General features: G+C 68.1%; 12 protein-coding genes. 1 reads left to right on the forward strand and 11 read right to left on the reverse strand.

Features of this window, described 5'->3' with window-relative positions; translation table 11 throughout:
* Positions 1-118: 118 nt before the first annotated feature.
* The 7 genes from mreD to ACZ7M7_RS05325 form a co-directional block, all read right to left on the reverse strand.
* Complete coding sequence (gene mreD, locus ACZ7M7_RS05295; RefSeq protein ID WP_383624742.1) at positions 119-823, reverse strand: rod shape-determining protein MreD; 705 nt, start codon at positions 821-823, stop codon at positions 119-121.
* Between the two features lie 13 nt (positions 824-836).
* Complete coding sequence (gene mreC, locus ACZ7M7_RS05300) at positions 837-1,877, reverse strand: rod shape-determining protein MreC (RefSeq protein WP_472112938.1); 1,041 nt, start codon at positions 1,875-1,877, stop codon at positions 837-839.
* Between the two features lie 260 nt (positions 1,878-2,137).
* Positions 2,138-3,157 carry a rod shape-determining protein gene (locus ACZ7M7_RS05305; protein WP_004931372.1) on the reverse strand — a complete coding sequence of 340 codons (1,020 nt, stop codon included), beginning with the start codon at positions 3,155-3,157 and terminating at the stop codon, positions 2,138-2,140.
* Positions 3,158-3,424: 267 nt separating this feature from the next.
* Positions 3,425-3,838: a nucleoside-diphosphate kinase gene (gene ndk, locus ACZ7M7_RS05310; protein ID WP_383613178.1), complete on the reverse strand. Its 414-nt coding sequence runs from the start codon at positions 3,836-3,838 to the stop codon at positions 3,425-3,427.
* A 145-nt stretch (positions 3,839-3,983) separates the two neighbouring features.
* Positions 3,984-4,340, reverse strand: coding sequence for a DUF4233 domain-containing protein (locus tag ACZ7M7_RS05315; RefSeq protein ID WP_328881654.1), 357 nt, complete (start codon positions 4,338-4,340; stop codon positions 3,984-3,986).
* 8 nt (positions 4,341-4,348) lie between these two features.
* The gene (folC, locus tag ACZ7M7_RS05320) at positions 4,349-5,851 is read right to left on the reverse strand and encodes a bifunctional tetrahydrofolate synthase/dihydrofolate synthase (protein WP_383613182.1); all 1,503 of its coding nucleotides are present in this window, start codon (positions 5,849-5,851) and stop codon (positions 4,349-4,351) included.
* Positions 5,852-6,047: 196 nt separating this feature from the next.
* Positions 6,048-8,672, reverse strand: a complete 2,625-nt coding sequence (locus tag ACZ7M7_RS05325) for a valine--tRNA ligase (protein ID WP_472112943.1) — start codon at positions 8,670-8,672, stop codon at positions 6,048-6,050.
* Between the two features lie 136 nt (positions 8,673-8,808).
* Between ACZ7M7_RS05325 and ACZ7M7_RS05330 the strand changes: the two genes are divergently transcribed.
* Positions 8,809-9,786 (forward strand): hypothetical protein, encoded by a 978-nt coding sequence (locus ACZ7M7_RS05330; RefSeq protein WP_472112946.1) that lies wholly within the window; start codon positions 8,809-8,811, stop codon positions 9,784-9,786.
* A gap of 552 nt (positions 9,787-10,338) precedes the next feature.
* Here the strand turns inward: ACZ7M7_RS05330 and clpX are convergent.
* The 4 genes from clpX to tig form a co-directional block, all read right to left on the reverse strand.
* Positions 10,339-11,625 (reverse strand): ATP-dependent Clp protease ATP-binding subunit ClpX, encoded by a 1,287-nt coding sequence (gene clpX, locus ACZ7M7_RS05335; RefSeq protein ID WP_383613191.1) that lies wholly within the window; start codon positions 11,623-11,625, stop codon positions 10,339-10,341.
* A gap of 180 nt (positions 11,626-11,805) precedes the next feature.
* Positions 11,806-12,486 (reverse strand): ATP-dependent Clp protease proteolytic subunit, encoded by a 681-nt coding sequence (locus ACZ7M7_RS05340; RefSeq protein WP_328881649.1) that lies wholly within the window; start codon positions 12,484-12,486, stop codon positions 11,806-11,808.
* A 70-nt stretch (positions 12,487-12,556) separates the two neighbouring features.
* The gene (locus ACZ7M7_RS05345; protein WP_328430572.1) at positions 12,557-13,162 is read right to left on the reverse strand and encodes an ATP-dependent Clp protease proteolytic subunit; all 606 of its coding nucleotides are present in this window, start codon (positions 13,160-13,162) and stop codon (positions 12,557-12,559) included.
* A 273-nt stretch (positions 13,163-13,435) separates the two neighbouring features.
* On the reverse strand, positions 13,436-14,830 hold the full coding sequence (tig, locus tag ACZ7M7_RS05350) for a trigger factor (RefSeq protein WP_472112949.1): 1,395 nt from the start codon (positions 14,828-14,830) through the stop codon (positions 13,436-13,438).
* Positions 14,831-14,969: the final 139 nt, after the last annotated feature.

Genomic DNA, 14,969 nt, shown 5'->3' on the forward strand with positions numbered 1-14,969 from the left:
TGTGTGTCTACGACTCTGTGCACGACGCCGCCTACGACTGCGGGTACGAGTGATGAACGTCCGGCCCGCGGGGCCCGGTTCCTCCTGGACTCACCCGTCCGGGTGAACTCCCCTGCCCTCACAGCCGCTTGACCCCCTTGATGCGCCCGGCGCGTGCCGTCCGCGCCCGCACCGCCTTCACCTTCAGCCCGCCCTTGAGTCCGCCCTTCAGGCCCCCCATCCCGCCGCGCTGGCCGCCGATGCGCAGGCCGGTGCCGCCGGAGAGCCAGCCGGTGGAGATGTCGGCCTTCTTCGCCTGGGACTTGGTGTCGGCGAGCGGATCGTTCTCCGCGCGCCTGGCCAGCGCCATGATCCCCGGGACGACGAAGGGGGCGAGCAGCAGGTCGTAGAGCGCGGCCGTGAACAGCAGACTGCCGAGGCCGACATGGCGGGCGGCGGTGTCTCCGACGAGGGCGCCGACACCGGCGTACAGCAGTGTCGAGCCGACCGCGGCGACGACCACGACGACCATCGGCCCGGTGGCCGATTTGAGCCGGCCGTGGTCCGGCTTGATGAGCCCGGCGAGATAGCCGATGACGCACAGCACCAGCGCATAGCGGCCGGCGGCATGGTCGGCGGGCGGAACGAGGTCGGCGAGCAGACCGGCGCCGAAGCCGACGAGGGCGCCGCCGACATGGCCGTACACCATGGCGAGGCCCAGGACGGTGAGCAGCAGCAGATCGGGGACGGCGCCCGGGAGGTGAAGGCGGGCCAGGACGCTGACCTGGATCACCAGGGCGACGACGACCAGGGAGGAGGAGAGCAGGACTCGGTTGACGCGCATCTGGCTTCAGCTCCTACTGCTCTTGCTCGTACACGTCTTGCTCGTACTGGTTCCGGCCGTCGGCCCCAGGTTGATTCTGGCCGTCGGCCTGCGGCTGGTCCTGACCATCCGCCTGCGGCTGGTTCTGTCCGTCGGCCGGGTCCTCGGCGCCCGGCGTGACGGTGACCGTCACGGTCGGCGTGGGGGTCGGCTCGGGCTTGTCGGGGAGCACCGTGTCGCGCGGGTCCTTCGCGGGGGCCTGGACGACGACGCCGACGATGTCGAGCTTGCTGAAGCCGACGTACGGCGTGACATACAGGGTGCGGGTCAGGTTTCCCCCGGACGGGTCGACGCGGGAGACCACGCCGACGGGGACGCCGGGCACGAACGGCTTGTCGGCCTGCGAGCCGAAGGTCACGAGCCGGTCGCCCTTCTTCACCTCGGCCTTGCCGTTGAGGAGTTCGACGCGCAGCGGACGGTCGCCCTGTCCGGAGGCGAAGCCGAGCTCGTCGCTGGACTCCATGCGGGTGCCGACGGTGAAGTCGGGGTCGTTGGCGAGGAGCACGGTCGCGGTGTTCGGGCCGACGGTCGTGACCCGCCCGACCAGCCCGTCCCCGTTCAGGACGGTCATGTCGCGCTGGATGCCGTCGTTCACGCCGACGTCGATGGTGATCGTCCAGGAGAAGCCCTGGGCCGCTCCTATCGCGATGACCTCCGCGCCCTTGATGCCGTACTGGCCTGCGCCCGCGACCTTCAGCACCTTGTCCAGCTGCTTCAGACGGCTGCGGTTGCGGTCGTCGCTGCCGAGCTTGGCCTTGAGAGCGGCGTTCTCCTGCTCCAGCCGGGCGAGCCGGTCGTGGCGCTCGCCGGAGTCGCGGATCGCGGCGACCGCGTTGCCGACCGGGTTCACCGCGGCTGACACGCCGTCCTCGATCGGGCCGAAGACCGTGGCGGCGGCATGGCGGGCACCGTCGACCGGCGAATCCTCACCGCCGCGGATGTCCACCGTGATCAGCGCGAACGCGATGGCGATCAGCAGCACCAGGAGCAGCCGGCTCTCTCGTGTGTCCCTCACGTGCGGCGGCCGTGCCCTTCCTCAGTAGGAATTCGGGAAACCCCCGGCAAACCCGAGGGGCTCCCTATGCGGAGTTTGGCTACGAACTTGTAAGCGGAGCTTGTATGTGGGGCTTGTATGCGGAGGTTCCCAGCGAAGTGCCGTAGTACCGAAGTCCGAAGGTTCGAAGTTTCGAGGCTCTTCAGGGAGCTTATGCCTCTATATCAACGATCCGCCGTACGAGAGGAGATCATCCCGTACGGCGGAATCGAAGAGTTACGTCATCTGCGCGGCTGGGCGTCCAGCACCTGCTGCAACGCCTCGAACTCCTCGACGCACTTGCCGGAGCCGAGCGCCACGCTGTCCAGCGGGTCCTCGGCGATGTGGATCGGCATACCGGTCTCGCGGCGCAGCCGCTCGTCCAGGCCACGCAGCAGGGCGCCGCCGCCGGTCAGAACGATTCCTCGGTCCATGATGTCGCCGGACAGCTCCGGCGGGCACTTGTCGAGGGTCGTCTTCACGGCGTCCACGATCGCGTTGACCGGTTCCTCGATGGCCTTGCGCACTTCGGCCGCTGAGATGACGACGGTCTTCGGCAGCCCGGAGACGAGATCCCGGCCGCGGATTTCGGTGTGTTCGTCAGCATCGAGGTCGTACGCCGAACCGATCGTGATCTTGATCTGCTCGGCCGTCCGCTCACCCAGCAGAAGGGAGTACTCCTTCTTGATGTGCTGGATGATGGCGTTGTCCAGTTCGTCGCCCGCGACGCGGATGGACTGGGCGGTGACGATGCCGCCGAGGGAGATGACCGCGACCTCCGTGGTGCCGCCGCCGATGTCGACCACCATGTTGCCCGTGGCCTCGTGGACCGGCAGGCCGGAGCCGATGGCCGCGGCCATGGGCTCCTCGATGATGTGCACCTGGCGGGCGCCGGCCTGGGACGACGCCTCGATGACGGCACGGCGCTCGACACCCGTGATGCCGGAGGGCACACAGACGACGACCCGCGGACGAGCCAGATACCGCCGCTTGTGGATCTTCAGGATGAAGTAGCGGAGCATCCGCTCGGTGATCTCGAAGTCGGCGATGACGCCGTCCTTCAGCGGACGTACGGCAACGATGTTGCCGGGCGTGCGCCCGATCATCTTCTTCGCTTCGGCGCCGACCGCGAGAATGCCACCGGTGTTGGTGTTGATCGCGACGACGGACGGCTCGTTGAGTACGATCCCGCGACCCCTGACGTACACCAGCGTGTTGGCGGTCCCGAGGTCGACAGCCATGTCACGGCCGATGAACGACATTGAGTTCCCCATCAGGATTCGTCTGGCCTTCCTGGGAGCTTTTGATGGCTTTTCAGGTCGGCGAAGTGGGTGCTGTGACGTGAAGGCTTCTATCGTAGACGCGCCTTCGCGAACACTGCGGGAGGGTCTTCGCCATTGTCAGCAGATGGCGAGTCGCCTCGCTTGTGGAGACGGGCCATCGGGGGCACTCGTTCCCTCGATCGCCACGCATATGCCACTGGGCGGCCGGGTTTCTTCGACCGCCCCAGTTCGGGCCGGTTGTGGGGGTCAGGCGCGGCCCGGGAAGAAGATCTTCACCTCGCGCTCCGCGGACTCCTCGGAGTCCGAGGCGTGGATGAGGTTCTCGCGGACGATCACGCCGAAGTCACCGCGGATGGAGCCGGGCGCCGCGGCGATCGGGTCGGTCGGACCGGCCAGCGCGCGCAGCCCCTCGATGACCCGCTCACCCTCGACGATCAGGGCAACGACCGGGCCGGAAGCCATGAACTCCACCAACGGCTCATAGAAGGGCTTGCCCTTGTGCTCGCCGTAGTGCTGCTCCAGGGTCTCCTGGTCCAGGGTGCGCAGCTCCAGCGCGGTGATCTGCCAGCCGGCCTTGCGCTCGATCCGGCCGATGATCTCGCCGGTCAGGCCACGGCGGACTGCGTCGGGCTTGAGCAGGACGAGGGTGCGCTGGGTCACGACGAGCTCCTTATTACCTACAGGTGTGCGGTGGGACGAGGTTACAGGGCTGAGCTGGGCGCTAGTCACGGAGTGTCAGCCTGTGCAGGTCGCCGGCCCCGAGGGCTGTCCCCCAGGGCCTGGATCGACCTCGCCGGCCTCGTCCTCAGGCTCCGGAAGGGCTGGTTTTGTCCCCTTGCGCCGCAAAGCGCGCCTTCGCCTCGTCGACCTTTCTGCCGTAGTGCACCGAAGCCCACCACAGCGCCGCGAACACCGCGCCCAGGAAGAACATCGTCGGGACGATGAAGCCGGACGCGATGAGGGCGATCTGCAGGGCCCAGCCGAGGGCGACACCGCCGGGCCGGGTCACCAGGCCGCACAGCAGCAGGCACAGGAACATCGCGATCCCGCTGACCGTCCACACCGTCGACATGGACAGGTCGGGATCCTTCATGGCGACCAGACCGGCGAAGCCGATGACGAAGAACTCGCCGATCAGGGTCGAGGAACAGAGCGTACGCATCTTCGGACTCAGCCCTTCCCCAGCAGCAGCCGGGCTTCGCCGACCGTGATGACGGACCCGGTGACGAGCACACCGCCGCCGGCGAACTCGCCCTCCTCCTCGGCCAGCGTGATCGCGGCCTCCAGGGCGTCCGGCAGCCGCGGTTCGACCTGCACGCGGTCGTCGCCGAACACCTCGACGGCGAGGCCGGCCAGTTCGTCGGCGTCCATGGCGCGGTGGGAGGAGTTCTGCGTGACGACGATCTCGGCGAAGATCGGCTCGAAGGCCTCCAGCAGCTCCCGCACGTTCTTGTCGGCGCTCGCGCCGACGACCCCGATCAGCCGGCTGAAGTCGAAGGCCTCCCCGATCGCCTCGGCGGTCGCCCGCGCGCCGGCCGGGTTGTGGGCGGCATCGAGCACGACGGTCGGCGAGCGCCGTACGACCTCCATACGGCCCGGGGAGGAGACGGCCGCGAACGCCTTGCGGACCGTGTCGATGTCCAGCGGCTCGGCCCGCGCGGCGCCGACGCCGAAGAAGGCCTCCACGGCGGCGAGGGCGACGGCGGCGTTGTGCGCCTGGTGCGCGCCGTGCAGCGGCAGATACACCTCGGGGTACTCACCGCCCAGACCGCGCAGGGTCGCCAACTGCCCGCCGACGGCGACCTGACGCGACACGACCCCGAACTCCAGGCCCTCGCGTGCGACGGTGGCGTCGACCTCCACGGCCTTCTTCAGCAGCACCTGCGCCGCGTCCACCGGCTGCTGGGCCATGATCACGGTGGCGTCCTGCTTGATGATCCCGGCCTTCTCACCGGCGATCTCGCCCGGAGTGCCGCCGAGCCGGTCGGTGTGGTCGAGGTCTATGGGGGTCACGACGGCGACATCACCGTCGATGACGTTCGTGGCGTCCCAGGAGCCGCCCATCCCCACTTCCACGACCGCCACATCGACGGGCGCGTCGGCGAAGGCGGCGTACGCCATCCCGGTCAGCACCTCGAAGAAGGACAGCCGGTACTCCTGCTGCGAGTCGACCATCTCGATGTACGGCCGGATGTCCTGGTACGTCTCGATGAACCGCTCGGCCGAGATCGGTGCACCGTCGAGGCTGATCCGCTCGGTGATCGACTGGACGTGCGGAGAGGTGTAGCGGCCGGTGCGCAGCTCGAAGGCGCCGAGGAGGGCCTCGATCATGCGGGCCGTCGACGTCTTGCCGTTGGTGCCGGTGATGTGGATGGAGGGGTACGCCCGCTGCGGCTCGCCCAGCACGTCCATGAGCGCGGCGATCCGGGTGACGGACGGCTCCAGCTTGGTCTCGCCCCAGCGGGTGGCGAGCTCCGCCTCGACCTCGCGCAGCGCCTTGTCGACCTCGGGGTCCTCGGGGCGTGCGGGCACGTCGGCGCTGGGCGGGCCGCCCTGGGTGCGCAGGGTGCGGCTGCCGGCCTCGATCACCGCGAGATCCGGGTCGCGGTCGGTCTCGGCCGCGATGATCTCTTCGAAGGGGTCGAGGGGGTCGGGCTCGTTCTGGTCGCTCACGGGGCCAGTCTACGGAGGGCGACTGACAGTGCGCCCATGGAGTGGGGTGTCCTGGGTTGCCGGGCGGCTACCGGTCCGTTGTGGCCGGTCGCGCCCACGCGGCGGAGCCGCATATCGATACGGCCCCGCGCTCCTGAGGTACGCGCAGGCCCCCGGCGCCAGCACAGCACCGGGGGCATCATGGCCGTGGAACCGCCTATGCCTGCGGCAGGCGGTCCAGCTGGGCGGCAATCCGCGCGATGTCCTCGTCCGCCTTCGCGAGGCGGCCGCGGATCTTCTCCACGACGTTGTCCGGGGCCTTCGCGAGGAACGCCTCGTTGCCGAGTTTGGCGTTCGCCTGGGCCTTCTCCTTCTCGGCCGCCGCGAGGTCCTTCGCGAGGCGCTTGCGCTCGGCCGCGACGTCGATCACGCCGGAGAGGTCGAGCGCGACCTCGGCGCCCGCCACCGGCAGGGTCGCCGTGGCCGTGAAGGACTCGCCCTCCGGCTGCAGGCGCAGCAGCTGGCGGATGGCCGGCTCGTGCGGGGCGAGGGCCGTGCCGTCGAGGGTCAGGCGGGCCGGGACGCGCTGGCCCGGCTGGAGGCCCTGGTCGGCGCGGAAGCGGCGGACCTCGGTGGTGACCTGCTGGAGAACGGCGATCTCCTGCTCGGCTCCGGCGTCACGGAAGCCGCTGTCCTTCGGCCACTCGGCGATCACGATCGACTCGCCGCCCGTCAGCGTGGTCCACAGCGTCTCCGTGACGAACGGGACCACCGGGTGCAGCAGCTTGAGGGTGACGTCGAGGACCTCGCCGAGGACGCGCTTGGAGACCTCGGCCGGCTCGCCGCCCGCCTGGAACGTCGTCTTGGACAGCTCGACGTACCAGTCGAAGACCTCGTCCCACGCGAAGTGGAAGAGCGCGTCGGAGAGCTTCGCGAACTGGAAGTCCTCGTAGTACGCGTCGACTTCGGCGACGACGGAGTTCAGGCGGGACAGGATCCAGCGGTCCGTCGACGACATCGCCGAGGGCTCCGGAAGCGGGCCGTCGACAGTGGCGCCGTTCATCAGCGCGAAGCGGGTGGCGTTCCAGATCTTGTTGGCGAAGTTCCGGGAACCCTGGACCCAGTCCTCGCCGATCGGGACGTCGACGCCCGGGTTGGCGCCGCGGGCCAGGGTGAAGCGGAGCGCGTCGCTGCCGTACTTGTCCATCCAGTCCAGCGGGTTGACCGCGTTGCCGAAGGACTTCGACATCTTCTTGCCGAACTGGTCGCGGACCATGCCGTGCAGGGCGATGGTGTGGAACGGCGGGGTGCCGTCCATCGCGTACAGGCCGAACATCATCATCCGGGCGACCCAGAAGAAGAGGATGTCGTAGCCGGTGACCAGGACGGAGTTCGGGTAGAACTTCGCGAGCGAGTCGGTCTGTTCGGGCCAGCCGAGGGTGGAGAAGGGCCACAGGCCGGAGGAGAACCAGGTGTCGAGGACGTCGGTGTCCTGGTGCCAGCCCTCGCCGGTGGGGACCTCGTCGTCGGGGCCGACGCAGAGGACTTCACCCTCCGGGCCGTACCAGACCGGGATGCGGTGCCCCCACCACAACTGCCGCGAGATGCACCAGTCGTGGAGGTTGTCGACCCAGTCGAAGTACCGCTTCTCCATCTCCTGCGGATGGATCTTGACCTTGCCATCGCGGACGGCGTCACCGGCCGCCTTGGCGAGCGGGCCGACCTTGACCCACCACTGCATGGACAGACGCGGCTCGATGGTGGTCTTGCAGCGCGAGCAGTGGCCGACGGAGTGGACGTAAGGCCGCTTCTCGGCGACGATCCGGCCCTCGGCGCGCAGCGCGGCGACGATGGCAGAGCGGGCCTCGAGGCGGTCCAGGCCCTGGAAGGGGCCGTGGGCCGTGATGACGGCGTGCTCGTCCATCACCGTGAGGGACGGCAGGTCGTGACGCCGGCCGATCTCGAAGTCGTTCGGATCGTGGGCCGGGGTGACCTTGACGGCGCCGGTGCCGAACTCGGGGTCGACGTACTCGTCGGCGACGACGGGGATACGGCGGCCGGTGAGCGGCAGCTCGATGTCGCGGCCGACGAGGTGGCGGTACCGCTCGTCGTCGGGGTGGACGGCGACCGCGGTGTCGCCGAGCATCGTCTCGGCACGGGTCGTCGCCACGACGATGGCTTCGTCGCCCTCGCCGTACCGGATGGAGACGAGCTCGCCGTCGTCGTCCTGGTACTCGACCTCGATGTCCGAGATGGCCGTCAGACAGCGCGGGCACCAGTTGATGATGCGCTCGGCGCGGTAGATCAGCTCGTCGTCGTAGAGGCGCTTGAAGATGGTCTGGACGGCCTTGGACAGGCCCTCGTCCATGGTGAACCGCTCGCGGGACCAGGCGACGCCGTCGCCGAGGCGGCGCATCTGGCCGCTGATCTGCCCGCCGGACTCGCCCTTCCACTGCCAGACGCGCTCGACGAAGGCCTCACGCCCGAGGTCGTGCCGGGACTTGCCTTCCTTCCCCAGCTCGCGCTCGACGACGTTCTGCGTGGCGATGCCGGCGTGGTCCATGCCGGGCTGCCACAGCGTCTCGTGACCCTGCATGCGCTTACGACGCGTCAGGGCGTCGATGAGGGTGTGCTCGAAGGCGTGCCCGAGGTGCAGGCTGCCGGTGACGTTCGGCGGCGGGATGACGACGGTGTACGGCGGCTTGTCGCTCTTCGCGTCCGCCTCGAAGTAACCCCGCTCCACCCAGCGCTCGTACAGCGGCCCCTCTACGTCGGCCGGCGCGTACTGGGTCGGCAGTTCGGTGTCGGGCGCGGGTGGCTGCTGCTGAGCGTTCTCGGTCACCCGCTCAGTTTAGGGGTGTCGCGGGCGTGTCCCGAAACGCCTTTGTTCTGTAACGGTGGGCACCCCGATGCCGTGCGTTGCCTGAGTCTGGGCCAGGATGTCAGGAACACATAAGCATCTGGAGGGGAACCCAGAAATGAGCTACAACCAGCCGGGCCCGTACGGCGGGCAGCCCCAGCAGCCCGGTCCGTACGGCGGGCAGCCTCAGCAGCCCGGTCCCTACGGCCAGCAGCCGCAGGCACCCCAGCCCGGCTACGGCTACCCCCAGCAGGCCCCGCCGGCCCAGCCCCAGCCCGGTTACGGCTACCCGCAGCAGCCCCCGGGCGTCCCGCCCCAGCAGCCGAACCCCTACGGCCAGCAGCCCCAGTACGGTCAGCAGCCCCAGTACGGCATGCCGCAGCCGCCGGCCCCGGGCGGCGGTGGTAAGAAGGCGGGCCTGATCATCGGCGCGGTGGCCGTCGTGGTCGCGATCGGCGTGGGGGCGTACTTCGTGCTGGGCGGCAGCAGCGGCGGCGCGGGCGGCCTCGAGGACGACGGGGCGCACAAGCTGGCTACGCCGGAGAAACTGCTCGGCGAGTACACGCGCGCCTCCAAGGCCGGACAGGAAGTCGGTGGGGCCAATAGCACCGCCGAGGACCTGGAGAAGAGCGGCGTCAAGGACGGTGAGAGCGTGGTCGGCGTCTACTCGACTGCGGACCTGAGCGGCTACGACCCCAAGGACCCCAGCTCTACGCCCGACCTGTCAGAGCTCGCGACGGCGAAGGGCATCACGTACTTCGGCGCCTACGGCGAGATCGCTGACCCCGAGGCGGCGCTCGACAAGTTCTTCACCGACTTCAAGAAGTCGTCCCAGGAGTCCTCCTCCAGCGCGGGCAAGACCGAACTGATCGGTGAGGCCGAGGCTGTTGACCTCGACGGCGCGGTCATGAAGTGCCAGGCGGCCAAGGGTCAGGATCTGATGACCAAGAAGGAGAAGACCGACTGGTTCTGTGCTTGGGCCGACTACAGCACGATCGCCATGGTGTCGCCGGGTGACGCCACCCAGGGCATCAGCAAGGACGTCGCCGTGGACATCACCACGAAGGTCCGCCAGACGATCCGTGTCGCGAACTAACACAGCCGCAAAGAGGGAGTCCTCCGCAAACCCTGCTAGGGCTCCCTGCCTGTGCCAGCCCCCGAACGCTATGGAACGTTCTATCGATCACATATAGGTTGTCATGCCCATGATCTTGCATGATGATCGAAAGGATTCTGCGTGCTCAAGCGAGCATTAACCATAGCCGGGCTTGTGATTGCGGGGACGGTCACCCCATTGGCAACGGCGGCGCCCGCGTCCGCCACCCCTCAGCAATGCATAGCCGTCTTGAACCACTATGGGTACGAGGTAGGACCCAAGGCGTCTGAGGCCTGCGGCTGGCCTCACAAGGTTATCTGGGGCCAGATCGTGCCCGACCCGAAGTGCATCAGCGGTCTCCGTGCCCTTCGCGTGAAGGACAGCCACACTCAAAAAGCTTGCGGGTACGCGTAAGAGGTCCCGCTCACACCTGAAGATAGGGAGGCCGCCCGTGGCACAGTCAGCCGGGGCGGCCTCCCGCTTGCATCAACCGTAAGAATGGCGCGGCCACCGGCTCAGAGCCTCACCGATCCCACGACGTCCAGGGATTGCCTACGCCGTCTTCTGCTCCCCCGACCCACGCCCCCGCGCATCCCGCGGAATCAGCGTCGGGTTCACGTTCGACTGGACGACCTCGGCCGTGATGACCACCCGGGCGACGTCCTTGCGGGACGGCACCTCGTACATCACCGACATCAGGACCTCCTCCATGATGGCGCGCAGGCCGCGCGCGCCGGTCTGGCGGAGGATGGCCTGGTCGGCGATGGCCTCCAGGGCCTCACGCTCGAAGTCCAGCTCCACGCCGTCGAGTTCGAAGAGGCGCTGGTACTGCTTGACGAGGGCGTTGCGCGGCTCGACCAGGATCTGGAGCAGGGCCTCGCGGTCCAGGTTGTGGACCGAGGTGATGACGGGGAGGCGGCCGATGAACTCGGGGATCATGCCGAACTTGACCAGGTCCTCCGGCATGACGTCCTCGAACTGGTCCTTGGCCTCCAGCTCGCGCTTGGAGCGGATCGTCGCGCCGAAGCCGATGCCCTTGGCGCCGGCCCGGGACTCGATGATCTTCTCCAGGCCCGCGAACGCGCCGCCCACGATGAACAGGACGTTCGTCGTGTCGATCTGGATGAACTCCTGGTGCGGGTGCTTACGGCCGCCCTGCGGCGGGACCGAGGCCGTGGTGCCCTCCAGGATCTTCAGCAGGGCCTGCTGGACGCCCTCGCCGCTCACGTCCCGGGTGATCGACGGATTTTCACTCTTCCGCGCGACCTTGTCGATCTCATCGATGTAGATGATCCCGGTCTCGGCCTTCTTGACGTCGTAGTCGGCCGCCTGGATCAGCTTCAGCAGGATGTTCTCGACGTCCTCGCCGACATAGCCGGCCTCCGTCAGCGCCGTCGCGTCCGCGATGGCGAAGGGGACGTTCAGCATGCGGGCCAAGGTCTGGGCGAGCAGCGTCTTGCCGGAGCCCGTGGGGCCCAGCAGCAGGATGTTGGACTTCGCCAACTCGATGGCGTCCTCGCGGCTTTGACCGCCGCCGTTCTCGCCGGCCTGCACGCGCTTGTAGTGGTTGTAGACGGCGACGGAGAGCGCCTTCTTGGCTGCTTCCTGGCCGACCACATAGCCCTCGAGGAACTCGTAGATCTCGCGCGGCTTGGGCAGTTCCTCCCAGCGGACCTCACTGGTCTCCGCGAGCTCTTCCTCGATGATCTCGTTGCAGAGATCGATGCACTCGTCGCAGATGTACACACCAGGGCCTGCGATGAGCTTCTTGACCTGCTTCTGGCTCTTGCCGCAGAACGAGCACTTGAGCAGATCGCCGCCGTCACCGATGCGTGCCACGGTGTGCTTCCCCTTCGCCTGGGAGACGACTGGACGTTTTCGAATCCAGCGGCTCCTGGTGCTGCCTTATGTCGACGGTACCTTGCCTGGCCCCCCGTTCGGGCCCCCCTTGGCGCGGTTCACTTTGACGTGCACCGTCCCAAACCGTGCCAAGGGGCAGCAGACACTACCGGGTCCGCGTCAGCGAACGTCGGCGTTGTTCATCTTCCGGGTGGAGATGATCTGGTCGATCAGCCCGTACGACAGCGCGTCCTCGGCCGTGAGGATCTTGTCGCGCTCGATGTCCTCGCGAATCTTCTCGATCGGCGTGGTGGAGTGCTTGGCCAGCATCTCCTCCAGCTGCGAGCGCATCCGCAGGATCTCGTTCGCGGCGATCTCCAGGTCGGAGACCTGACCGCGGCCGGTCTCGCTGTACGGCTGGTGGATCAGCACACGGGCGTTCGGCAGCGCCATGCGCTTGCCGGGCGTGCCGGCGGCCAGCAGCACGGCCGCGGCGGAGGCCGCCTGGCCCATGCAGACCGTCTGGACGTCCGGCTTCACGAACTGCATCGTGTCGTAGATGGCCGTGAGCGCGGTGAAGGAGCCGCCCGGGCTGTTGATGTAGACCGAGATGTCCCGGTCGGGGTCCATCGACTCCAGGCACAGCAGCTGCGCCATGACGTCATTGGCGGAGGCGTCGTCGATCTGCACGCCGAGGAAGATCACGCGCTCCTCGAAGAGCTTCGCGTACGGGTCGTACTCGCGGATGCCCTGCGAGGTGCGCTCCACGAACCGCGGGATGACGTAGCGGGACTCGGCGGCGGGACCCGTGTACTCGGCGCGCGTGCGGTCGTACAGGCCGCTGCCGGGGAAGTCGTTCACTGTCTGTCTCCTAGGGGCTTGGGCGGTCGGCTGGGGGCGCTGCGGGGGTGTGTGTGCCCCGCGGTGGGGCTCAGGCCCCGGTGCCGCCGCCGCCCGGCATACCGGCGGCCGTGGGCATCACGTCGTCGATGAGGCCGTACTCCTTGGCCTCGAAGGCGTCGAACCAGCGGTCACGGTCCGAGTCGCGGGTGATCTGCTCGATCGACTGGCCCGTGTGCTGGGACGTGAGCTCGGCCATGCGCTTCTTCGTGTGCAGCAGCCGCTCGGCGTGGATCTTGATGTCGGAGGCCGAGCCGGCCAGGCCCGCGGAGGGCTGGTGGATCAGGATCTCGGCGTTCGGCAGCGCGAAGCGCTTGCCCGGGGTACCCGCGCTGAGCAGGAACTGTCCCATCGAGGCGGCGAGGCCCATGGCGATGGTCACCACGTCGTTCTTGATGTACTGCATGGTGTCGTAGATCGCCATGCCGGCCGTGATCGAACCGCCGGGGCTGTTGATGTACAGGAAGATGTCCTTGTCCGGTTCGGCGGCAAGGAGCAGCAGCTGCGCAGTGATCTTGTTGGCGATGTCGTCGTCGACCGGCTGGCCGAGGAAGATGATCCGCTCGCCGAGCAGCCGGTTGTAGACCTGGTCGCCGAGGCCACCGCCGATGGAGGGCTCGCCGGCGGCGGAGGGCATCAGATTCGTCACGTATCCACCTGCTCGTCTTACGACGGCGCCGGGCCGTCTTACGTGTTCTGCGGGCAACGGGGGCTTCCCTGCCCTCATACTCATGGACCCTAACGCGGTGGCCCTGTGCTGCAATCCCGGTTCAGCGGGTGTTCGCTGTGAGCGCATGTGCTCCGCCGGTGGGCCGTTCCTGCTCGCCGCAGGTCCACCGGGTAAGCAAACGGGCCCCGGGTCATCCAGTGACCCGGGGCCCGTCCGTACGGCTTACAAGGTGCCGTGGGCTCAGCCCTCGGACTTCTCCTCGGCGGCCTCGTCGGCGGTGCCCTCGGCGGCCTCCACCGTCTCGGTGGCCTGCTCGGTCTCGTCCTCGTCGTCCAGGTCGATGACCTCGCCGTTGGTGTCCTTGACCACGGCCTTCTCGACCACGACGGCCAGGGCCTTGCCGCGGGCGACCTCGCCGACCAGGAGCGGAACCTGGCCGCCCTCGACGACCGCCTGGGCGAACTGGTCGGGGGACATGCCGGAGGAGGCGGCGCGACGCATGAGGTGCTCGGTGAGCTCCTCCTGGTTGACGTTCAGCTTCTCCTGCTTGACGAGCTCGTCGAGGACGAACTGCGTCTTGATGCCCTTGACCGCGGCTTCCTTGGTCTCGGCGTCGAACTCCTCGACCGTCTTGCCCTGGATCTCGAGGTACTTCTCGAGGTCGAGGCCCATCTGGCCGAGCTGGTGGTGCTCGAGGTTGTGCTTACGGGTGTTGACCTCGTCCTCGAGCAGCTTCTCGGGGACGGGCACCTCGACGAGCTCCAGCAGCTTCTCCAGGACGCGCTCCTGGGCCTGCGTGGCCTGGTCGTACTGCTTCATGTTCTCGAGGCGCTTGCGGCTGTCGGCCTTGAGCTCGTCCAGCGTGTCGAACTCGGAGGCGAGCTGCGCGAACTCGTCGTCCAGCTCGGGCAGTTCGCGGGCGGCGACCTGGGTGACCTTGACGGTGACCTCGGCCTCCTTGCCGGCCGCCGAGCCGCCCTTGAGCTCGGAGGCGAAGGTGGCCTCGCCACCGGCCTCGAGGCCCTTCACGGCGTCGTCGATGCCTTCCAGCAGCTCGCCGGAGCCGATGGTGTAGGAGACACCCTCGGCGACGCCGTCCTCCAGGACCTCGTCGTCGACCTTGGCCTGCAGGTCGATGGTGACGACGTCGCCGTCCTCGGCGGCACGCTCGACCGGGGAGGTGGAGGCGAAGCGCTCGCGCAGCTGCTCGACCGACTTCTCGACGTCCTCGTCGGTGACCTCGACCGCGTCGACCTCGACCTCGATGCCGGAGTAGTCCGGGATCTCGATGGTCGGGCGGATGTCGACCTCGGCGGTGAAGTTCAGCGTCTCGCCGTCCTTCAGCTCGGTGATGTCGACCTCGGGCTGGCCCAGGACGTTGAGGTCGGCCTCGTTGACCGCCTCGGTGTAGAACTTCGGCAGCGCGTCGTTGACGGCCTCCTCCAGCACGGCGCCACGGCCGAACCGCTGGTCGATGACGCGGGCCGGGATCTTGCCCTTGCGGAAGCCCTTCACCGTGACCTGCTGGTTGATCTTCTTGTACGCCGCGTCGAGGCTGTCCTTGAGCTCCTCGAAGGGCACCTCGACAGTGAGCCGAACCCGAGTCGGGTTCAGGGTCTCCACGGCGCTCTTCACGGTTCGGTCTCCTTGTGGCTGACTTCTTGGGTTCTGCCGGGACCAGACTGGCCCGGCGGATTTCGCCGCCCGGGAGGACTTCATCAGATGGAGAGACACACGGGCGTGCAGCTTGCATAGTAACGGCAGCGGCGACACG

The sequence above is a fragment of the Streptomyces sp. NPDC111606 genome, assembly GCF_055656945.1.

Coding starts and splice junctions, on each gene's coding strand:
- mreD (WP_383624742.1), bottom strand. CDS start 823: ATGCGCGTCAACCGAGTCCTGCTCTCCTCCTCCCTGGTCGTCGTCGCC.
- ACZ7M7_RS05305 (WP_004931372.1), bottom strand. CDS start 3,157: ATGTCGTTCATCGGCCGTGACATGGCTGTCGACCTCGGGACCGCCAAC.
- ACZ7M7_RS05315 (WP_328881654.1), bottom strand. CDS start 4,340: ATGCGTACGCTCTGTTCCTCGACCCTGATCGGCGAGTTCTTCGTCATC.
- ACZ7M7_RS05330 (WP_472112946.1), top strand. CDS start 8,809: ATGAGCTACAACCAGCCGGGCCCGTACGGCGGGCAGCCCCAGCAGCCC.
- ACZ7M7_RS05345 (WP_328430572.1), bottom strand. CDS start 13,162: ATGCCCTCCGCCGCCGGCGAGCCCTCCATCGGCGGTGGCCTCGGCGAC.